This is a genomic window from Micromonospora sp. CNZ296 (genome assembly GCF_007827635.1).
Map to the genome: position 1 here is coordinate 96,328 of NZ_VISW01000011.1, position 20,208 is coordinate 116,535.

Annotated in this window: 18 protein-coding genes; 3 read left to right on the top strand and 15 right to left on the bottom strand. The window is 72.2% G+C overall.

Going from position 1 to position 20,208, the window contains the following annotated elements:
* Positions 1 to 58: 58 nt before the first annotated feature.
* Both FB455_RS19250 and FB455_RS19255 read right to left on the bottom strand, forming a co-directional pair.
* Positions 59 to 463, bottom strand: coding sequence for a roadblock/LC7 domain-containing protein (locus FB455_RS19250; protein WP_013283992.1), 405 nt, complete (start codon positions 461 to 463; stop codon positions 59 to 61).
* Positions 460 to 4,104: a sensor histidine kinase gene (locus FB455_RS19255; RefSeq protein ID WP_071096850.1), complete on the bottom strand. Its 3,645-nt coding sequence runs from the start codon at positions 4,102 to 4,104 to the stop codon at positions 460 to 462. Before FB455_RS19255 ends, FB455_RS19250 begins: the two co-directional genes overlap by 4 nt.
* A gap of 427 nt (positions 4,105 to 4,531) precedes the next feature.
* Between FB455_RS19255 and FB455_RS34825 the strand changes: the two genes are divergently transcribed.
* Positions 4,532 to 4,903, top strand: a complete 372-nt coding sequence (locus FB455_RS34825; protein WP_232236649.1) for a hypothetical protein — start codon at positions 4,532 to 4,534, stop codon at positions 4,901 to 4,903.
* On the opposite strand, the gene FB455_RS19265 is transcribed toward FB455_RS34825, so the two are convergent.
* The 4 genes from FB455_RS19265 to yczE are packed head-to-tail and all read right to left on the bottom strand — an operon-like array spanning position 4,904 to position 7,633.
* Positions 4,904 to 5,980 carry an adenosine deaminase gene (locus FB455_RS19265; RefSeq protein ID WP_013283989.1) on the bottom strand — a complete coding sequence of 359 codons (1,077 nt, stop codon included), beginning with the start codon at positions 5,978 to 5,980 and terminating at the stop codon, positions 4,904 to 4,906. It lies immediately after the preceding gene.
* Positions 5,981 to 6,030: 50 nt separating this feature from the next.
* Positions 6,031 to 6,453: a PPOX class F420-dependent oxidoreductase gene (locus FB455_RS19270; RefSeq protein ID WP_145754432.1), complete on the bottom strand. Its 423-nt coding sequence runs from the start codon at positions 6,451 to 6,453 to the stop codon at positions 6,031 to 6,033.
* A complete protein-coding gene (locus FB455_RS19275) occupies positions 6,450 to 7,025 on the bottom strand; it encodes an NADPH-dependent FMN reductase (protein WP_013473967.1) in 576 nt (191 codons plus the stop codon). The genes FB455_RS19270 and FB455_RS19275 overlap by 4 nt, the downstream gene beginning before the upstream one ends.
* Positions 7,013 to 7,633, bottom strand: coding sequence for a membrane protein YczE (yczE, locus tag FB455_RS19280; RefSeq protein WP_013283986.1), 621 nt, complete (start codon positions 7,631 to 7,633; stop codon positions 7,013 to 7,015). The genes FB455_RS19275 and yczE overlap by 13 nt, the downstream gene beginning before the upstream one ends.
* 57 nt (positions 7,634 to 7,690) lie before the next feature.
* On the opposite strand from yczE, the gene FB455_RS19285 reads away from it, so the two are divergent.
* Together FB455_RS19285 and FB455_RS19290 are read left to right on the top strand one after the other, a co-directional pair.
* Entirely contained in the window at positions 7,691 to 8,176 is a 486-nt protein-coding gene (locus FB455_RS19285; RefSeq protein ID WP_091330225.1) for a MarR family winged helix-turn-helix transcriptional regulator, read from the top strand.
* A gap of 3 nt (positions 8,177 to 8,179) precedes the next feature.
* Positions 8,180 to 9,031 (top strand): putative RNA methyltransferase, encoded by an 852-nt coding sequence (locus FB455_RS19290; protein WP_013283984.1) that lies wholly within the window; start codon positions 8,180 to 8,182, stop codon positions 9,029 to 9,031.
* 6 nt (positions 9,032 to 9,037) lie between these two features.
* Here FB455_RS19290 and FB455_RS19295 read toward each other — a convergent pair whose 3' ends face one another.
* The 9 genes from FB455_RS19295 to FB455_RS19335 form a co-directional block, all read right to left on the bottom strand.
* Entirely contained in the window at positions 9,038 to 9,718 is a 681-nt protein-coding gene (locus FB455_RS19295; protein ID WP_013283983.1) for a DUF4272 domain-containing protein, read from the bottom strand.
* Positions 9,719 to 9,819: 101 nt separating this feature from the next.
* A complete protein-coding gene (locus tag FB455_RS19300; protein WP_013283982.1) occupies positions 9,820 to 11,100 on the bottom strand; it encodes a thymidine phosphorylase in 1,281 nt (426 codons plus the stop codon).
* Positions 11,101 to 11,252: 152 nt separating this feature from the next.
* Positions 11,253 to 11,954: a cytidine deaminase gene (locus tag FB455_RS19305; RefSeq protein WP_013283981.1), complete on the bottom strand. Its 702-nt coding sequence runs from the start codon at positions 11,952 to 11,954 to the stop codon at positions 11,253 to 11,255.
* Positions 11,955 to 12,058: 104 nt separating this feature from the next.
* A complete protein-coding gene (locus FB455_RS19310; protein ID WP_013283980.1) occupies positions 12,059 to 13,339 on the bottom strand; it encodes an ABC transporter permease in 1,281 nt (426 codons plus the stop codon).
* A gap of 2 nt (positions 13,340 to 13,341) precedes the next feature.
* Positions 13,342 to 14,529 (bottom strand): ABC transporter permease, encoded by a 1,188-nt coding sequence (locus FB455_RS19315; protein ID WP_369752228.1) that lies wholly within the window; start codon positions 14,527 to 14,529, stop codon positions 13,342 to 13,344.
* A gap of 173 nt (positions 14,530 to 14,702) precedes the next feature.
* The gene (locus FB455_RS19320) at positions 14,703 to 16,358 is read right to left on the bottom strand and encodes an ABC transporter ATP-binding protein (RefSeq protein WP_013283978.1); all 1,656 of its coding nucleotides are present in this window, start codon (positions 16,356 to 16,358) and stop codon (positions 14,703 to 14,705) included.
* Positions 16,359 to 16,479: 121 nt separating this feature from the next.
* On the bottom strand, positions 16,480 to 17,550 hold the full coding sequence (locus FB455_RS19325; protein ID WP_030270517.1) for a BMP family lipoprotein: 1,071 nt from the start codon (positions 17,548 to 17,550) through the stop codon (positions 16,480 to 16,482).
* A gap of 276 nt (positions 17,551 to 17,826) precedes the next feature.
* Entirely contained in the window at positions 17,827 to 18,168 is a 342-nt protein-coding gene (locus FB455_RS19330; RefSeq protein ID WP_013283976.1) for a hypothetical protein, read from the bottom strand.
* Between the two features lie 197 nt (positions 18,169 to 18,365).
* A complete protein-coding gene (locus FB455_RS19335) occupies positions 18,366 to 20,177 on the bottom strand; it encodes a glycoside hydrolase family 13 protein (protein ID WP_145754435.1) in 1,812 nt (603 codons plus the stop codon).
* Positions 20,178 to 20,208 lie beyond the last annotated feature (31 nt).

The window sequence follows — 20,208 nt, forward strand, 5'->3', positions numbered from 1 at the left end:
GTGGCATCCGTCGCTGTCGTAGTTGTTCCCGCACCTGACCCACCGGCCAGCGCGTCATTCAGCCCATCATCCCCACAGCCGTACGCGGCTGCGGCGTCAGGGCATCGCCCACCCGGTCCACGAGCAGGGCCATCTCGTACCCGACCTGACCCACGTCGCAGCTCCGCGCCGCCAGCACCGCGAACGACGAGCCGTCGGAGATGGACATCAGGAACAGGAAACCGTTGTCCATCTCGACGACTGTCTGCAACACCGCTCCGCCCTCGAAGCAGCGGGCCGCGCCCTGGGTCAGGCTGACCAGACCGGACGCGATCGCGGCGAGCTGGTCGGCGCGGTCCCGCGGAAGGTCACGGGACGAGGCGAGAAGCAGGCCGTCGGCCGAGACCGCGACCGCGTGCGCCACACCGGGCACCCGGTCGGCGAAGTTGGCGAGCAGCCATCCGAGATCCTGCGTAGTAGTCATCCTTGTTGCTCCTTCTGCCCGCTCCCGGCCACCGGGCCTGAGCCAGACTGCGAGGACTGCTGCCCGCCCGGAGTGCCCTCCGGGCCGGTCGTGTTGCTGTCGGTGTTACGCCCGCGCTGTACGCCCCGATGGTAGGCCGAGAGCAGGCCCCGAACACCCTCCGGAGTACGCCGCTGCACCGACGCGGAAGGCTTCTCGATGCTGCCGGGCACGAGCTGCGCCATCGGCGTCCGCTTCGGCAGGCCCTTCTGGGTGGTCTCCGCAACCGGGACCTCGGTGGCCGCCGAGGCGGCACGCCAGCCGTCGTCGGCCGCCGTCTGCCACGGGGAGGAGGACTGCGGCGACGCGGTCGGCTGCCGGGTGGGCAACCCGCCGGTGTGCGCGGGACGGGTGTTCCCGTTCGCCGCGCCGTTGTCACGCGGTGCTCCGCCGGCCGTCGGAGTGTGTGCCATCGGCGTGTTACCTGTCGTTGCGGGTGTCTTCTGCGGCACGGGCCGGCCGGCCGTGTCCACCTTGGCGAACTGCTGGGTGGCGGCGCCGCCGTTCGTCGTCGCGGCCGGTGCCGCCGACTCCTCGTTGGGTCCGGGCCGGCGGGTGCGGAACCACGCCGACTCCAGCTCCCGGAAGATCGGCAGCTCCATCGTCTCGTCCGCGTACCGCTGACGGTTGCCCTGCTGCTGCGGCGCGGCCGGGCGTGCCACCGGTGCCGCCGGGCGGTTCGCCGCCGGGGCCTCGGCCGGCCGGCTCGCGGCCGGAGCGGCGGACGGCTGGCCGGCCGCCTGCTGCGGGGTGGCCGGAATCTCCGTGCGCGGCACCCGGGGCAGCTCGGTGGTCATGTCCATGCCACTGGTGGGCCGTTCCGGCGCCGCCGGAGCCGGGGTCGGCGCGACCGGCGGCCAGACCGGCGGGGCGCTGACACCCGGTGCGGGCATCGGACGTGCCTGCGGCTGGTTCGCCGGCGGCGCGGAGGCCGGGTATCCGGCGGCGGGCTGCCCGGACACCGGCGCGGGGTGCCCGGAGACCGGCGCGGCCGAGACCGGACGGTACGGCAGCGGGTCGCCGGAGACCGGCGCCGCGGAGACCGGGCGGCCCGAGAACGGGTCGCCGGAGACCGGCGCGGCCGAGACCGGGCGGTACGGCAGCGGGTTGCCGGAGACCGGCGCGCCGGAGACCGGGGGCAGCGGCGGGGCCGACACCGGCGGGACCGGCGGCGCGGAGACCGGCGGCGGGCTGTAGGGCCGCGCCTCCGGGCTGCTCGGCAGCTGGCGCGGGATCGCCGGCTGCTGGCCGGTGCTGCCCGGGTCGCCGTCGGCCGGGTTGCGCCGCTGCGGCAGCGGGTCCGTCGACTGGCCGTTGGGCCGGCCGCCGAATCCGCCGTCGCCGCCGGACGGGCTGGCGCCGGTCAGGTCGGACCAGGCCGGCATGGCACGGCCGCCACCGGCGTTCGCCGGGGTGCCCGAGCCGTTGCGCGGCGCCGGGTCGAAGGCGCGTCCGCCGAGCGTGACCTGGTTGCCCGAGGAGCCCGGGTGGGGCGCCGGCGGCAGGCTCGGCGGGTTGTTGTTGCCGAAGGCGGCCAGGGCGCCGAAGGCCGGTGCCGGGCCGTTCTGCTGCGGGCCCGCGGCCGGCAGGGCCGGTCCGGGCAGGCCACGGCCGGCCAGGGCGCGCGGCACCAGGACCGAGGTCGGCAGCGTCACGTCGGCGACGGTGCCCCGGTCTGCACCCGGCCGCAGCTCGACCCGGACGCCGTGCCGGGCGGCCAGCCGCGCGACCACGACCAGGCCCATCATCCGGGAGACCGCGACGTCCACCTGCGGCGGCGTGGCCAGCCGCTCGTTGAGGTCGCGGAGCTGGTCCGGGCTGATGCCGATGCCGCGGTCCTCCACGTAGAGGGAGGCGCGGTCGCCGACCCGCCGGGCCTCCACCATGACCTGCGAGTCCGGCGGGGAGAAGGCGGTGGCGTTGTCGAACAGCTCGGCGACCAGGTGCACCAGGTCGTTGACCGCGTGGGCGGCGACCTCGATGTCCCGGTCGATCACGCCGAACTCGATCCGGGTGTAGTGCTCGACCTCGGACTGGGCGGCGCGCAGCACGTCGATCAGTGCGGCGGGCTCGCGCTGCACACGGGTGGAGTCCGCACCGGCGAGGACCAGCAGGTTCTCGTCGTTGCGGCGCATCCGGGTGGCCAGGTGGTCGAGCTGGAACAGCTCGGCCAGCCGGTCCGGGTCCTCCTCGCCGCGCTCCAGGCGGTCGAGGTGGCCGATCAGCCGGTCGACCAGGATCTGCGAGCGGCGGGCCAGGTTGACGAACATGGTCGCAACCGAGGCCCTCAGGGCGGCCTGCTCGGCGGCGGTCCGGACGGCCTCCAGGTGGACGGCGTTGAACGCCTCGGTCACCTGGCCGAACTCGTCCTTGCTGCGCACCGGCAGCGGCTCGGCGATCTGGTTTGCCAGTTGCACAGGGGAGAGCTGGCCGGTGACCTGCGGGTCGCGCAGACGGGCGACCGCCTGTGGCAGCCCGTACTGGGCCACCGCCAGGGCGCCCTGGCGCAGGTCGCGCAGCGACCGGGCCATCGAGCGGGCCACCAGGTACGCGAACAGGATGGCCAGCAGCAGCATGGTGAGCAGCAGGCCGGTCTCCAGGAACACCTGGCGCTGGGTGTCCGAGCGCAGCGCGTCGGCCTGCCGGACCACGTTGCCGTCGAGCCGGGCCTCCACGGTCCGGATCAGCTTGGCGTTGGCGACCATGGTCTGGTCCCACTGGTCCGCCCCGAACGGGGCGTTCTCCATCGAGCCGTTGTTGTTGCCCGAGACGAAACTCGTGAAGCGGTCGGCCTTGCGCAGGTCGGGCCCGGAGACGGTCTGCTCGTAGAACAGCTTGTCGGGCTCGGTGGCGACCGACTGGAAGGTCGCCAGCGACTGCGACTGGCCGGTGCCGCTGGCGATGAACTGCTCGCGCAGCGCGGCGGTGTACTGGTTCTGGGTCAGCGCCTGGTGGACGACGACCCGGCGCTGGGTCAGGTATTCCTTCTGCCGGGCGACGGCGGCCGCCGCGCGCATCCGGTCGCTCAGGTCGTTGTTGCCGGCGAGCTGGGTGGCCGAGTCGCGGATCGCGAGCAGGTCCTCGATCAGCTGCCGGTACGCCTGGTCGGCGTCGTTGATCTTCAGCTTGCCGTTCAGCACCTGGCTGCGGGTCGCCGGAAGGTCCTTCAGCTGGGTGTCGATCGTGTCGAGCAGCCCGACGAAGTTGCGGGGCAGGTCGTCGATCTCGCCACGCTGCCGCAGGTACGGCGACTTCGCCTGGTCCACCCGCTGGTTGGCGCGGTTGTAACCCTCCTGGTACTGCGCCCGGGTCTGGAACTCCTTCGCGCCGAGGAAGAGCACGGCGCCGACCCGCTCGTCCTGCACGGTGTCGACCAGGTCACCCGAGTAGCCGATCAGGTTGGCCAGATCCCCCGCCCGGTTGGCATTGTTGAGCGTCTCCAGGTGGTCGACCAGACCACTGGTGCCCACCACGACCGTGGCGATGGTCGGCACGATCATGATCAGACCGAGCTTGGACCAGATCGGCATATCGCGCAGCCGACTCATCGGCCGGCGCAGCCGCGACAGGAAGGAGCCCGCCGTCGTTGGCCGTTTGCTCACGTCACCGCCCTCGCATTACCGCACCCCGCGCCACCCTGAGGGCAACGCCGAGCGACCGACCCGGCGGGTCGGACCTCCGAGATTCCATCACGCCGCTCCGCAAAGAGAAAGCCCAGGTTGTCCCTCACCGGAGGTGTGATGAGATGTTGATGCAATTTGATAGCAATCCGTCTGGCCGGAGTCACTGAAGGTAATGGAACACCCGCACCGCGTCGTCCTGCTCGCCGGCCCCTCCGGGTCCGGAAAGTCATACATAGCCCAGCGAACCGGACTTCCGGTGCTCTGCCTGGACGACTTCTACAAGGACGGCGATGACCCTACGTGTCCGCGTCGAAACGGACAGGTGGACTGGGAGTCCCCCTTGTCCTGGGATTCGGACACGGCGGTGCAAACAATCGCCCGACTGGCTCGTGAGGGCAAGGCCGAAGTGCCGGTTTATGCGATCGGCGCAGACCGTCGAGTAGCCACCCGGCCATTCGATGTCGACGGATCGCCAATCTTCGTCGCCGAGGGGATCTTCGCGGCCGAGATCGTGGCCGAGTGCCGGCGACTGGGCCTGCTCGCCGGTGCGTACGCGCTGCGCCGCCCGCGCGGCGCGACGTTCCTGCGCCGCCTCGCCCGGGATCTCGCCGAGCAGCGCAAGGCGCCCCGGGTGCTGCTCCGGCGCGGGGTCGCGCTGCTGCGCGCCGAGCCGGCCGTGCTGCGCCGGCAGACCGGGCTGGGCGCCGAGGCCGCCCGGGCCGGGCAGGTGCTGCGCGGGGTGGCCGCACTGCTCTCCGGCCACCCCCGCCAGTCGTGATCAGCCGATCAGCTCGGCGTACGCCGGCTTGATCACCTCGTCGATGATCCGCAGCCGCTCGTCGAACGGGATGAACGCGCTCTTCATCGCGTTGATGGTGAACCACTGGAGTTCCTTCCAGCCGTAGCCGAAGGCCTCCACCAGCAACGACATCTCCCGCGACATCGAGGTGCCGCTCATCAGCCGGTTGTCGGTGTTCACAGTCACCCGGAACCGCAGGTCACGCAGCAGCCCGATCGGGTGGTCGGCGATCGAGGCCGCGGCGCCGGTCTGCACGTTCGACGACGGGCACAGCTCCAGCGGGATGCGCTTGTCCCGCACGTACGCGGCCAGCCGGCCCAGCACCGGCGGGTTGCCCGGCGTGATGTCGTCGACGATGCGGACGCCGTGGCCGAGCCGGTCGGCGCCGCACCACTGGATCGCCTGCCAGATGGACGGCAGGCCGAACGCCTCACCCGCGTGGATGGTGAAGTGGAAGTTCTCCCGCTGGAGGTACTCGAACGCGTCCAGGTGCCGGGTGGGCGGGAAGCCCGCCTCGGCGCCGGCGATGTCGAACCCGACCACCCCGGTGTCGCGGTGCCGCACGGCCAGCTCGGCGATCTCCTGCGAGCGGGCCGCGTGCCGCATCGCGGTGAGCAGCGTGCCGATCCGGATCGGGGTGCCCGCCTCGGCGGCCAGCGCGCTGCCCTCCCGGAACCCGGTGACCACCGCGTCGACCACCTCGTCCAGGGTCAGGTTCTGCTCCAGGTGCTGCTCCGGCGCGAACCGCACCTCGGCGTAGACCACGCCGTCGGCGGCCAGGTCCAGCGCGCACTCGCGGGCCACCCGGCGCAGCGCGGCAGGGGTCTGCATGACCGCCACCGTGTGCGCGAACGTCTCCAGGTAGCGCTCCAGCGAGCCGGAGTTCGCCGCCTCGGTGAACCAGACGCCGAGCGCCGCCGGGTCGGTGGTGGGCAGTTCGTGGCCGACCTCGGCGGCCAGCTCGACGATCGTCGCGGGCCGCAGGCCGCCGTCGAGGTGATCGTGCAGCAGCGCCTTCGGGACCTTGACGATGTCCTCGTACGAGATTGCGACCATGCTCAGACCCTAGTCACCCCCGGTACGGGCGCGGCGGTGGACCGGCCCGGTCAGGGCCGCCAGCCGTACACCCGCTCCACCGCGAGCCGCAGGACCACCCGCCCGTCGGCCACCATGGCGGCCCGGTAGTCGGTCCAGTCCGGGTGCTCGCCGCGGATCCGCCGGTACACCTCGACCAGCTCGTCGACGGTCGCGTCGTCGGTGGCCGCAGCGGGCGGGGTGAGCGTCACGGTGCCCTCGGCGACCGCGTACGCCCCGCCGTCGGCGGTGGTCACGTGGAAGCTCGCCCGGGGGTCGCGGCGCAGGTTGCGCACCTTGGCCCGGTCGCCGGTGGTGGAGCAGCGGATCAGGCCCGGCTCGGCCAGGTAGTCGAGGTTGGACAGCTGGGGGCGGCCGTCCCGGCGCAGCGTGACGAGCACTCCGCGCCCCCGCTCACCGAACAGTTCCCAGAGCCGGGCGCTCACCGCGCTCACCGCGCCACCTCGGTTCGCAGCGGCGCGAGCGCGGCGGCCAGCCGGGCGAGCTGATCCAGCATGAGCGCGGCGGCCTCCTCCCGGCCGGGGTCGGGTCGCAGCTCGCCCGCCTCGTCCAGCGCCTGCCGCAGGAAGACGACCACCTGGTCGTTGACCGGGGTCATGTTCAGCGTGGTCACCACCTGCTTGATCATCTGCACCGCGCGCAGGCCCCCGGAGGTCATGCCGTAGCTGACGAAGCCCACCGGCTTGTGCTGCCACTCGTAATAGAGGTAGTCGATCGCATTCTTCAGCGGCGCGCTGAAGCCGTAGTTGTACTCCGGCATGACCAGGACGAAGGCGTCCGCGGCGTCGATCTCGGCGCTCCAGGCCCGGGTGTGCTCGTGCAGGTAGACCCGCTCGGACGGGTGGTGCGGCTCGTCGTGGAAGGGCAGGTCGACCTCGGCCAGGTCGAGGAGGCGTACCTCGTCGAAGCCGGCGTGGCGGACGGCGGCGGCGGTGAACCAGTCACCGATGCGGCGGCCGACCCGGCCGGGGCGGGTGCTGGCGACGACGACGGTCAGGCGGGGCATGGCGAGGTCACTCCTGTCGGGACGGGGGCCGGGGCGGTGAGCCGGGGAACGAACCAGGCGACGATCGGCCCGATGCCGATCGCGTAGAGCAGGGTGCCGGGGCCGACGGCGCCGCCGAGCAGCCAGCCGACGGCCAGCACCGTCACCTCGATCGCGGTGCGGGCCGGGCCGAGCGGCAGGCCGCGGGCGGCCAGGCCGGTCATCAGCCCGTCCCGCGGGCCGGGGCCGAGACGGGCGCCGAGGTAGAGCGCGGTGGCGAGGCCGTTGAGCAGGACGCCCGCGACCAGCAGGCCGATCCGGCCGGCGAGCGGAGCGACCGGCGGCAGGAGCGCCAGCGTGGCGTCGAGGGCCAGGCCGACGAGCGCGACGTTCGCCACGGTGCCGACGCCCGGCCGCTGCCGCAGCGGGATCCACAGCAGCAGCACCAGCAGCGCCACGCCGTTGACCAGCAGGCCCATCGGCAGGCCGGTGCGGTCGGCGAGGCCCTGGTGCAGCACGTCCCAGGACGCGAGCCCGAGGTCGGCGCGGACCATCAGCGCGACGCTGACGCCGAACAGGGCCAGGCCGGCGAACAGCCGTACCAGCCGGGACGGCAGTTTGGTTGACATGTCATCAACCTAGGCCGCAACTTGGTGACATGTCAACAACACCGGTACGATCGGCGCATGGACGAACCGCGCTGGCTGGACGAGCAGGAGGACCGCGCCTGGCGCGGCTACCGCCGCATGCGCCGCCTGCTCGACCTGGAACTGGCCCGGGAGCTGATGCAGGACGCCGGCCTCTCCGAGCCCGACTACGACGTCCTGAGCGACCTGTCCGAGACCCCGGAGCAGCGGCTGCGGCTCAGCGAACTCGCCGACCGGATGCTCTGGTCCCGCAGCCGCCTGTCCCACCACATCTCCCGCATGCAGCAACGCGGCCTGGTCACCCGGGAGGAGTGCGCCACCGACGGCCGCGGCTCGGTCGTCGTGCTCACCCCGGCCGGACGCCGAGCCGTCGAGGCCGCCGCACCCGGGCACGTGGCGGCCGTCCGCCGGCACCTGATCGACCGGCTCACCCCGGCCGAGGTGGCCGCGCTCGGCACGCTCAGCCAGCGGGTGATCGACCACCTCACCGGCCGCCTCACCGGCCGACCCGAGACGGAGCACTGAGCCGTGGACGATCGCATCCTCGCCCGGCTGCGCTGCCCGGTCTGCGCCGAGCCGCTCACCGAGACCACCGCCGGCACCGCACGCGCGCTGCGCTGCCCGCGCGGGCACAGCTTCGACATCGCCCGGCAGGGATACGTGAACCTGCTCGCCGGCCGCGCCCCGCACACCGGGGACAGCGCCGAGATGGTCGCCGCCCGCGCCGGCTTCCTCGCCGCCGGCCACTACGACGCCGTCGCCGCCGCGCTGGCGACCACAGCGGTACGCGTCGCGGGCTCCGACGCGTACCCCCTGGTCGTGGATGCCGGCGCCGGGACCGGGCATTACCTCGCGGCGGTGCTGGCGGCGCTGCCTGAGGCTGCCGGCCTGGCCCTGGACGTCTCCAAGCCGGCGCTGCGCCGCGCGGCCCGGGCGCATTCGCGGGCCGCCGCCGCGCTCGCCGACACCTGGCAGCGGCTGCCCCTGGCCGACCGGTCCACCTCAGTGCTGCTGAACGTGTTCGCGCCGCGCAACGGCCCGGAGTTCCACCGGGTGCTCGACCCGGGCGGCGCGCTGCTTGTGGTCACCCCGGCCGCCGACCACCTGACCGAACTCGTCGACGCGCTGGACCTGCTGCGGGTCGACCCGGACAAGGCCGACCGGGTCGCCGGCAGCCTCGGCGCCCACTTCGCCGAGGAGTCCGCGACCGGGCACCGGGCCCGGCTCGCGCTGACCCGCGCCGAGGTCACCACGCTCGTCGGGATGGGACCGAGCGCCTGGCACGCCGACCCGCGACGGCTCGCCGCGCGCATCGCCGCGCTGCCCGAGCCGGTGCCGGTCACGCTCTCGGTCCGGCTCGGCGTGCACCGCCCGCGCTGACCCCGCTCAGGTGGAGAGGTCGACCTCTTCCCAGCCCGGCGGCTCGTCGTGGTACGGCCCGCGCAGCACCACCGCCCACTCCAGCGCCCACCGGCGCTGCCCGATCGCGTTGGCGTCCACCAGCCCCGGCAGCGCGCCACCCGCCTTCTCGGTCTCCAGGTACGCCCAGTCGAGGCAGTAGTGCAGGTCCAACAGTGCCGCGGCATCGCCGGGATGCTGCGGCGCGGCCAGGATCCGGGCCCGCCACTGGCCGAACGTCTCCCCCGCGACCAGGTTCGGCATCCGCTCGACCAGCCGCTCGTCCACCGGCACCGTCGGGTCCAGCTCCTTGGCCAGCCCGAGCACCCAGGCCAGCGAGAACAAGGCGTCGTGGTGCAGCACGAACGACCTGTGGTCGCCCCGGCCGCCCATCACGAACTGCCACTCCGGCGGCGTCACCGAGTCGACCAGGTGCGACTCCAGCAGCCAGCCCATCGCCGCCCGGGCGGGCATCCCGAAGCAACGGGCCAGGATCACGTGCAGCACCGCGATCCGGGCCTCGATCTCCGGGGTCGGACGCAGCTCGATCTCGTCGCCCGGCTCCCACACCAGCGGGAACTGCGGCGGCGGCAGCGGAAGACCCAGCCGGGACAACTCGTCCAGGCTCGCCTCCCGGACGGCCCGGGGATCGGGAGCGGGTACGCGCACGGTCAAGCCCCTGTCTGCTCACCTCGGCTCGTCGCCGGCCGATCCCCCCTGGCCTGGGAGGATAGCGGCTCCGGCCGGGCCGGCACCATGGCCGGTCCCGGTCAGCCGATCCGCTCGACGACCAGAGGCGTCGCGTCCGGCGCGTCCGGTGCCACCCGCACCGCGCGGCGCGCCTCGTCCAGCGCGGCGGGCATCCGCTCGGCGTGCTCGGCCCGCAGCTCGAACAGCGGGTCGCCGACCCGCACCCGGTCACCGCGGCGCTTGTGCAGCACCACGCCGGCCGGGATGCTCACCGGGTCCTCCTTGCGGGCCCGGCCCGCGCCGAGACGCCACGCGGCCACCCCGATCGCGTACGCGTCGACGTCGGCGACCCAGCCGTCCTCGGTGGCGGTGACCAGCTCGACCTCGTTCGCGGTGGGCATCGGTGCGTCCGGGTCACCGCCCTGCGCCCGAATCATCGTGCGCCAGGAGTCCATCGCCCGGCCGTCCCGCAGTGCCGCCTCCGGGTCGGCGTCCGGCAGCCCGGCCGCGTCGAGCATCTCCCGGGCCAGTGCCAGCGTCAGCTCCACCACGTCGGCCGGACCGCCACCGGCGAGCACCTCCACCGACTCGGTCACCTCGACCGCGTTGCCCACTGCGAGGCCGAGCGGGGTGGACATGTCGGTGAGCAGGGCGACCGTCCGTACGCCGTGCGCGCCGCCCAGCTCGACCATGGTGCGGGCCAGCTCGCGGGCGTCGTCGACGTTCTTCATGAACGCGCCGGAGCCGACCTTCACGTCGAGCACCAGCGCGCCGGTCCCCTCGGCGATCTTCTTGCTCATGATCGAGCTGGCGATCAGCGGGATCGCCTCGACGGTGCCGGTGACGTCGCGCAACGCGTACAGCTTGCGGTCGGCCGGGGCGAGCCCGTCGCCGGCCGCGCAGATAACCGCCCCCACGTCGCGGAGCTGGGCGATGAACTCGTCGTTGGTCAGCGCCGCCCGCCAACCCGGGATCGACTCCAGCTTGTCCAGCGTGCCGCCGGTGTGGCCCAGGCCCCGGCCGGACAGCTGCGGCACCGCCGCGCCGCACGCGGCCACCAGCGGGGTCAGCGGCAGGGTGATCTTGTCACCGACGCCGCCGGTCGAGTGCTTGTCCACCGTCGGCCGGGACACCGGCGACAGGTCGAGCCGCTCGCCGCTGGCGATCATGGCGGCGGTCCACCGGGCGATCTCCGGGGCGGTCATGCCGCGCAGCAGGATCGCCATGGCCAGCGCCGACATCTGCTCGTCGGCGACCAGACCCTTGGTGTACGCGTCGACCACCCAGTCGATCTGCCCGTCGCTCAGCACACCCCCGTCCCGCTTCGCCCGGATGACGTCAACCGCCGTAAAAGCACTCACTTCTCAAGATCCAATCAGTTGATCGCGCGTGGCCGCACCGACCCGCGAACGGTGACCAGGTCCGGCCGGGGCCGACCGTGCCCGGCGGAGGGATCAAGCCTGACCGCCCGGAGCCGGGCACGGTCGGCCCCGGCCCCAACCGCAACCCCGACTCAACCCCAGCGGACCGGAATCTCCGTAGGAGGCTCACCCTCACCAGCCCAGAAGATCGTCCCCGAGGCGTCCACCACGACCACGCGCGGCGTCCGCGCCAGTCCCCACGCGATCGCCTCGGCCGGGTCGTCCCAGGTCGACCCCTCCTCCAGCACGCCGGTCTCGGCGTCCTCGGTCTCACCGGACGACCGCTCCCAGTACGTCGTCCAGACCTGCTGCCCGGCCGACAGGTCGGGGTGCACGAACACGGTGCCCCGGCCCCGCCAGGCGGCCAGCCGGTCCGGCACCACGGGCACCGGGTGCTCGCCGGTCACCGCCTCGATGTCGGCCACGTCGAAGGCGTGCGGCAGCAGCTCCGCCATCCGCAGCGGTCCGCCCTTCGCCTCGACCAGGCACTCCGGCCCGCCCTGCTCCCAGAGCAGCTGCCGGCACCTGCCGCACGGCATCAGCGGCTCACCGGTGGCGTCGACGCAGGACAGCGCCACGATCCGGCCTCCGCCGGTCGCGTGCAGTTGCGAGACCACGCCGCACTCGGCGCAGAGCGTGACGCCGTAGCCGGCGTTCTCCACGTTGCAGCCGACCACGACCCGGCCGTCGTCGACGAGCGCGGCGGCACCCACCGGGAACTTCGAGTACGGCACGTAGGCGTGCCGCATGACCTCGGTGGCGGCGGTACGCAGCCGCTCCCAGTCGATCTCCATCACAACCCCCATTCTGCCCAATCAACGCCGATCGGTCGCGGGTGCGGCCGGAGACGACGATGCCCGGCGGGTCGCCCCGCCGGGCACGGTGTCGCGGCGGGCGGTCAGCCCTTGATGTACGGCTTGCCGTCGGCGGCCGGCGCCCGGACCTTGCCGACCAGCCCGGCCACGGCCAGGATCGTCGCCAGGTACGGCAGCATCGCCAGGAACTGGCTCGGGATGCTGCTGCCGATCGCGCCCAGGTAGGTGGCGAGCTGGTCGGCGAAGCCGAAGAACAGCGCCGCCAGCAGCGCGCCGGTCGGGCTCCACCGGCCGAAGATCAGCGCGGCCAGGGCGATGAAGCCCTTACCGCCGATCATGTTCTTGGTGAACGAGTAGAGCGCCAGCGTGTACGAGGCGCCGCCGACGCCTGCCACCAGACCGGCCAGGATCACGTTGCGGTAGCGCAGCCGCAGCACCTTCACGCCCAGCGTGTCCGCGGCGGTCGGGTGCTCGCCGACCGAGCGGGTCCGCAGGCCCCACCGGGTACGGAACAGCGCCAGGTGGATGACGAGCACCAGCAGCAGGCCGACGTAGAGGAAGATGTTGCCCCGGAACAGCGCCGGACCGAGCAGCGGGATGTCGGACAGCAGCGGGATCTCCCAGTTGCCGAACCGGGGCGCGCTGTTGTACTTCGCCGCGTCGGTCTGCATCAGCCGCTCGTACAGGAAGCCGGTGATGCCGACCGCGAGCAGGTTGAGCACGATGCCCATGACCACCTGGTCGACCAGGTAGCGGATGGAGAACACGGCCAGCAGGAACGAGATGAACGCGCCACCGATGGCGGCGGCCACCAGGCCCACCCAGACGCTGCCGGACATGCTGCCGAACAGCGCACCGGAGAAGGCGCCCATCAGGAGCTGGCCCTCGATCGCCACGTTCACCACGCCGGAACGCTCGCAGAGCACACCGGCGAGCGCGCCGAAGATCAGCGGCAGGGCCAGGATGAACGTGCCGCGGACGACGTTCACCAGCGGCATGAAGTTGCGGCCCTCGGGCGCGGCCGAGACCTGCCAGCACAGGAAGCTCAGCACGAAGGCGACCAGCCCGGCGCCGAGCAGCAACGTGAACCAGCGCTTCGGCACACCGGCCAGCAGCGCGCCTCCGGCCGCGGCGGTGATCAGCCCGAACAGGATCGCGCCGACCGTACCGTTGATCTCCAGGGCGGCCCCGCCCTCGGTCTCGCTGAGCGTGAACCGCGCGTGCTGGTCGGTCGCGAGCGCGCCGAACAGCACCGCCGCGAGCACACCGAGCGCCAGCAGGACCGCGCCGATCTTCCGGTTGCGGGTCCAGAAACCCTCGTCGACCGCGGTAACGGCGACCTCGGGGACAGCGGTGGTGGACATGCTCACCAGCCCTTCGCGAGGCTCGTCTGCAACCGGGCGGCGCGGGCCGCCCGGAGCTGGAAGATCGTCTTCACCAGGGCAGGCGCGGCGATGAAGATGACGATGAGCGCCTGGAGCACGGTGACCAGTTCCAGCGAGATGCCGGAGTACGACTGCATCCGGTTGCCGCCGGCCTGGAGCGCGCCGAACAGCAGCGCGGCCAGCAGCACGCCCCACGGCTTCACGCGGCCGAGCAGCGCGACCAGGATGCCGTCGAAGCCGATCTGCGCGATCACCAGCGGGGTCAGCGCGGTGGCGGTGGTGCCGAGCACCATGGTCGAGCCGCCGAGACCGGCCAGCATGCCCGCGAACACCATCACCAGCACGTACGTCTTCGTGACGCTGATGCCGGCGGTCCGGGCCGCGTCCGGGTTCGCGCCCACGGCCCGCAGCTCGAAGCCGAGCGTGGAGCGGTTGAGCAGCCAGGCGATGAACCAGGTGGCCGCCACCGCGAGCAGGATGCCGGCGTGCACCCGCAGGTCTTCGCCGAGCAGCCGGGGCAGCTGCGCGGTGGAGTCGACCGGCTTGCTGATCGCGTCCGCCCGGTTCGGGTTCTGCACCCCGTTCTGGACGATGATCCAGGACAGGAAGTAGACCGCCACGTAGTTGAGCATGATCGTGTTGATCACCTCGTGCGCGCCGGCCCGTGCCTTGAGGATGCCGGGGATGAAGCCCCAGAGCGCGCCGCCGAGCGCGCCGGCGATCAGCGCCACCAGCAGGTGCACGACGGGCGGCAGCGGCAGCGCGAAGCCGGCCACGGCGGCCAGGATGACGGCGATGGTCGCCTGGCCCTGGGCGCCGATGTTGAACAGGCCGCCGCGGAAGGCGAGCGCCACCGACAGGCCAGTGAAGACGAGCGGCGCGGCGTAGGTGAGCGTCTCCGAGATCGGGCTCATGGCGGCGGTGAAGCCGACCGCGTCCGGGTCGAAGATCGCGCCCTTGAACAGGTTCGCGTACGCCTCGCTGACCACAGTCCAGCTGGCGTTCAGCGCGTCGGTGGGACGGGCGGTGATGTAGCTGTAGGTGGCGAGCACCTCGGGGTCGGACACGATGATCAGCACCGCGCCGACCACCATCGCCAGCAGCACCGCGAGCACTGTCACGGTGAGCGTGTTGGCCGCCCAGAGGTTGTCCAGGAACATCCGGCCCATGCTGGGGCGGGACTCCCCGGCCGGGTCCGCCTTCTTCGCGGTCGCGGTGGCGGGGACCGTCTGCTCGGTGTCACCGGCCGGCTGCGTCGGCGTCGCCCGGGCCTCGCTCAGCGACTCCTGCGCCTCGGTCGCCGGTTCCTTGTCCGGCGAGCCCGAGACGGGGTTCGGGTTGGTCATGCCTCGTCCTCGTTGCCAGGGCCGTCCTCGGTCGCGGTGGCGGCGTCCGGGGTGGCGGCGTCCGGGGTGATGCCGGCCATCAGCAGGCCGATCTCCTCACGCGGGGTGTCCGGGCCGACGATGCCGATGATCCGCCCGCGGTACATGACCGCGATCCGGTCGGCCAGGCCGATCACCTCGTCCAGTTCGCTGGAGACCACCATGACCGCGGTGCCGATGTCCCGCTCGCGGATGACCCGGCTGTGGATGAACTCGATCGAGCCGACGTCCACGCCCCGGGTGGGCTGGGCGGCGATGAAGAGCTTCAGCGGCCGGGACAGCTCCCGGGCCACGATCACCTTCTGCTGGTTGCCGCCGGAGAGCGTGCCGACCGCCGCGTCGGCCGAGGAGGTACGGACGTCGAACTGCTCGATCCGCTCCCGCGCCGACTTCGCGATGGCCTCGGGCTTGAGCGACAGGCCCTTGCCGAACGGCGGCCGGTCGTAGATGTCCAGCACCAGGTTCTCCGCCACGGAGAACTCCTTGACCAGGCCGTCCACGCTGCGGTCCTCCGGCACGTAGCCGACGCCGGCGCGGAGCACCTTCTTGGTCGACCAGCCGTGCGTCGGCTCGCCGTCGAGGCTGATCGTGCCGGCGAGCACCGGGCGCAGGCCCATGATCGCCTCGATCAGCTCGGTCTGGCCGTTGCCCTGCACGCCCGCCACGCCGAGCACCTCGCCGGCGTGCACCGTGAGGTCGACGCCGTCGACCGCGCGTACCTGCCGGTCGTCGTCCACGACCAGGCCGGCGACCTCCAGGATCGGCTTGCCGGGGGTGCCAGGCTTCTTGTCCACCGTCAGCCGGACGCTGCGTCCCACCATCAGCGCGGCCAGCTCGTCCCGGCTGGCGCTCGGCTCGGCGGTGCCGACGGTCTTCCCGCGCCGGATCACCGTGATCCGGTCGGCGATCGCCTTCACCTCGCCCAGCTTGTGGGTGATGAACACGATCGACTTGCCGGCGGCCTTGAGCGACCGCATGACGGTGAGCAGTTCCTCGGTCTCCTGCGGCGTGAGCACGGCCGTGGGCTCGTCGAGGATCAGCAGGTCGACGTCGCGGGTGAGGGCCTTGACGATCTCCACCCGCTGCTGGATGCCGACCGGCAGGTCCTCGATCACCGCGTCCGGGTCGACGCGCAGGTTGTACCGCTCGGAGACCTCGGCGACCTCGCGCCGGGCACGCCGGCGGTCGAGGATGCCGGCGAAGGGCCCCCTGACCTGCTCGGCGCCGAGCATCACGTTCTCGGCCACGGTGAAGACCGGCACCAGCATGAAGTGCTGGTGCACCATCCCGATCCCGGCGGCGATCGCGTCCGACGGGCCCTTGAGCTTCAGCGGCTTGCCGTCGACCAGGATCTCGCCCTCGTCCGGCTGGTAGAGGCCGTAGAGCACGTTCATCAGGGTCGACTTGCCGGCGCCGTTCTCGCCGAGCAGGGCGTGGATCTCTCCAGGCTCCACCGTCAGGTCGATGTGGTCGTTGGCGACCAGATCACCGAACCGTTTGGTGATGCCGCGCAGTTCGAGTCTCAGCGCAACCTCCTGGAGTGCGAGCGATGGTGCAGCGTAGCGACCTGCCGCGCCGCCACCACGCCGGGTGGGGATGTTCGGGGGATTCAAGGTGATCGGCCGCCCCGGCGCCGGGGTACCTTCCCCGTTGCGCCGGGACGGCCGGATCGTCAAACCTGGTGCCCGCCGGCCCCCGCTGCCGATGATCGCACCGCGGCGGCCGGCGAGACCGTCACTTGGTCGGCTGGGCCTTCGAGGTGACGGTGATGGTGCCGGCGGCGATGTCCGCCTTGATCTTGTCGACCTCGGCCTTCAGGTCCGCGGGGACCTTGCTCTCGAAGTCGTGGTACGGGGCGATCGAGACGCCGGTGTTGGCCAGCGTGCCGACGAAGCCCGGGGTGGACTGGAGCTTCTCGCCACCGGCGGCCTTCACCACGGCCTCCTTGACGGCCTCGGGGATGTTCTTGACGACGGTGGTCAGGATCACCCCGCAGTCCGGGGTGCTCTCGCAGCCGTCGATGTCCACCCAGACGACCGAGTACTTGCCGCCCGCGGCCTTGGCCGCGGAGGTGGTGCCGAGACCGGCGCCACCGGCGACCGGCATCACGACGTCGGCGCCCTGAGCGACCAGCGCGTCGGAGACCTTCTTGCCCTCGTCCTGCTTCTCGAACGAGTTCGCGAAGGAGCCCTTCTGGGCGGCCTTGTCCCAGCCCAGAACCTGGACGTTCTTGCTCTTGGCCTTGTTGTAGTACGCCACGCCGTCGGCGAAGCCGTCCATGAAGATGGTGACCGGCGGGATCGGCAGGCCACCGTAGGTGCCGACCTTGCCGGACTTGCTCATCCCGGCGGCCAGGTAACCGGCCTGGAACGCGGCCTGCGCGGTGTCGAACTGCATCGGGTAGACGTTCGACACACCCGGGTTGGCGTCGACGATGCCGAACTGCTGGTTCGGGTTCTTCTCAGCCGCCGCCTTGGTGGCGTCCGACATCAGGCCACCGACGGCCAGGATGAAGTCGCACTTCTGGTTGACGAACCCGGTCAGGTTGACCTCGTAGTCCGCCTCGGCCTTCGACTGGACGTTCTTGATCTCGATCTTGTCGTTCTCCTTCTGCGCCTCCTGGAGGCCCTTCCAGGCCGAGGCGTTGAAGGACTTGTCGTCGATGCCGCCGACGTCGGTCACCATGCAGGCGCTGAACTTCTTGCCACCGTCGCCGCCGGCGTTCTTGTCGTCGTCCGGAGCCTCACCACACGCGGCAGCGCCCAGCACGAGTCCACCCGCCACGATGGCGGAGGCGATCCGCATCCCACGCACAGAGCGCAAGACGTCTCCTTCCCCTTGCACACCGCGTCGTGCGCGGTGCACAGCCCTTCGCCGGCCTGCGGTGTGCCGCCGGCGTCCCACGTTACGGACGGGAGCGTACGCCCGCGCCCACCCACCGGCCGACAATCGTGCACGACTGTTGAGCGTCTGTTACCCCGGTGTAACCCTTGGGTGGGGCACGTCACTTCTCATGCCGGTAGGCGCGCGCGGTGGTGTCGCGAACGTCCGTTTTCCCGAGCTTCCCCGACTCCTGGCGAACTAACGCCAGAACACCGCGACGGCAGCGTTGACCAGCGTCAACCCGACGATCGCGAGGAAGTGGCCACGGTTGACGGTCTCCCGCTTACGGGAGAAGAAGACCATGACGAAGATGAGCAGCGCGAGCACCAACTTGGTAACAAGTTTCGCCGGGGCCGGCTCGTCCCCGTCCCGCAGCGGAGCGGACAGCCCGATGCCGGTGAGGATCTGGATGATCGCGCCCCAGAGCATGGCGGCGTTGATCCGCAGCCGGCCGGTGACGTACTGGGCGATCGCACCACCGAGCAGCAGCGCGAAGCCGATCAGATGGACGTAGAGAAGAATCAGTCGAAGAGCTTCCACGCGGCCCATCCTCCCTCATCAACGACGCTTCGTAGTAGTCACCCCGCCGACCTGCCGTCATACCGTGACCCGCCCTCCCGCCCCCCTCCCCCGCGATCTTGCAGTTACCGCCCGGCATCCGGGACGAATGCCGCGCGCCACGGGCCGGAACCGCAAGATCGCGGGGGCGGGAGAGTGGTGGGTGGGTGGGGCGAGGGCTAGCGCAGGCGCCAGACCTGGAACGTGGGGCCGTCCGCGGGGAGGGTCACCGTGCCGTCGGCGTCGGGGTGGAGGGCGGGGGCGTCGCCGTAGACGTTGTCTCCGGCTCCCACGCCGGTCAGGCGGACCGGGGTGCCGGGGGCGCGGCGGGCCAGCACCAGCACCGTCGACGAGGGCGCCTCGCGCAGGAAGACCAGCGTGTCCGCGTCCGCGTGCACCCACCGCAGGCCGCCGTGCCGCAGCGCCGGCTCGTCGCGGCGCAGCGTCAGCAACGACCGGTACGCGTCGAACGTGCGCCGGTCCCAGCTCTGGCGCCGGTGCCACGGCATCGGGGTACGCGAGCCCTCCCCGTTCGTACCGGTCAGGCCCAGCTCGTCCCCGGCGAAGACCACAGGCGTGCCGGGCATGGTGGCGAGCAGTCCGGCCGCCACCTCCTGCCGGGCCGCGTCGCCGACCACGGTGCGGATCCGGGCCGAGTCGTGCGAGCCGAGCAGCTGCCACGAGTGCGTGTACGACCGCCAGGACACCAGCGACCGGTAGGTGTTCATGGTGGCGAGCACCGCGCCCGCGTCGCGCCGCCGTACCCCGCCCGGGGTGCCGAGGAAGTTCGGCACCGGCTCGTCGCCGTGGCGCAGCCAGGACCAGACCGGGTCGGTGAAGCCGACGTAGTTCATCGTCCCGTGCCAGCCGTCGCGGTCCAGGTCACCGGTGTGGTCGTGGCCGTGCTCGGCGAGCAGCAGCCCGTCCGGCCGGGTGTCGGCGACCACCTCGCGCAGCAGCCGCGCCACCTCGTGGGTGTACGCGTCCGCACCGCGCCGCCCGGTCATGTTCGCCACGTCCACCCGCCAGCCGTCCAGCCCGTACGGCGGGCGCAGCCAGCGGCGCAGCAGCGAGTCCTCGGCGGTGGCGAACCGGCGGCGCAGTTCGGCGCTGCCCCAGTTCAGCTTCGGCAGCGACTTCACCCCGTTCCACGACTCGTAGTCCGAGCCGGGCAGGTCGAAGTAGTACAGCTCCCGTTCGGGCGCGTTGACGTCGGAGACGGCGGCGGTGAACCAGTGGTGGGCGTCGCCGGTGTGGTTGCTGGTGATGTCGCCGAGCAGCCGCCAGCCCCGGGCATGCACCGCGTCGGCGAGCCGGGCCAGCGCCGCGTCGCCGCCGAGCAGCGGGTCGACGGTGTCGAAGCTCGACGCGTCGTACCTGTGGTTGGACCGCGCCGGAAAGACCGGCGTGAGGTAGACGGTGTTGACGCCGAGCCGGTCCAGGTGGTCCAGGTGCTCGGTGACGCCGTCGAGGTCGCCGCCGTAGAACTGGCGGGGCGTCTCCGGGCCGCGGCCGACGACCGGGGTGTCCCAGTCGCACGGAATCGCCCAGTCCGGCGCGGTCCGGCCGTCGGCGGCGGCCGAGCGGGCGAACCGGTCCGGGAAGATCTGGTAGATCACCGCGTCCCGGGCCCAGGCCGGCGGCGGGGCGTAGCTGACCAGCTTGAAGTCGCCGTTGTCCGGCACGTCGTGGCCGGCCAGCCCGGCCGCGTTGAGCCAGCGGGTGCCGCGTTCGCCGTCGAGCAGGAAGCGGTAGTTGCTGACCGGGTTGCGGACCTCGACGTCGGCCCGCCACCACACGTCGCCGTTCTCGGTGCGGTCGATCCGCGCCTCGGCGAAGCGCGGCTCGCCGTCGCCGGTGGTGCGCACGTGCACCTGGGAGACGCCGGTTCCGGCCGGCACCCGGACGAAGACCGGCACGGTCTGCCCGAGCGCGGGCTCCTGCTCCGGGACGTATGTTGCGGAGCCGTCGTGGTGCGGCTGAAGGGACATGGTGCTGCCTTTCGCGTCGTACCGACAGGGA

Coding starts and splice junctions, on each gene's coding strand:
- FB455_RS19250 (WP_013283992.1), bottom strand. CDS start 463: ATGACTACTACGCAGGATCTCGGATGGCTGCTCGCCAACTTCGCCGAC.
- FB455_RS19265 (WP_013283989.1), bottom strand. CDS start 5,980: ATGGTCGCAATCTCGTACGAGGACATCGTCAAGGTCCCGAAGGCGCTG.
- FB455_RS19275 (WP_013473967.1), bottom strand. CDS start 7,025: ATGCCCCGCCTGACCGTCGTCGTCGCCAGCACCCGCCCCGGCCGGGTC.
- yczE (WP_013283986.1), bottom strand. CDS start 7,633: ATGTCAACCAAACTGCCGTCCCGGCTGGTACGGCTGTTCGCCGGCCTG.
- FB455_RS19285 (WP_091330225.1), top strand. CDS start 7,691: ATGGACGAACCGCGCTGGCTGGACGAGCAGGAGGACCGCGCCTGGCGC.
- FB455_RS19305 (WP_013283981.1), bottom strand. CDS start 11,954: ATGGAGATCGACTGGGAGCGGCTGCGTACCGCCGCCACCGAGGTCATG.
- FB455_RS19310 (WP_013283980.1), bottom strand. CDS start 13,339: ATGTCCACCACCGCTGTCCCCGAGGTCGCCGTTACCGCGGTCGACGAG.
- FB455_RS19315 (WP_369752228.1), bottom strand. CDS start 14,529: ATGGGCCGGATGTTCCTGGACAACCTCTGGGCGGCCAACACGCTCACC.
- FB455_RS19325 (WP_030270517.1), bottom strand. CDS start 17,550: ATGCGGATCGCCTCCGCCATCGTGGCGGGTGGACTCGTGCTGGGCGCT.
- FB455_RS19335 (WP_145754435.1), bottom strand. CDS start 20,177: ATGTCCCTTCAGCCGCACCACGACGGCTCCGCAACATACGTCCCGGAG.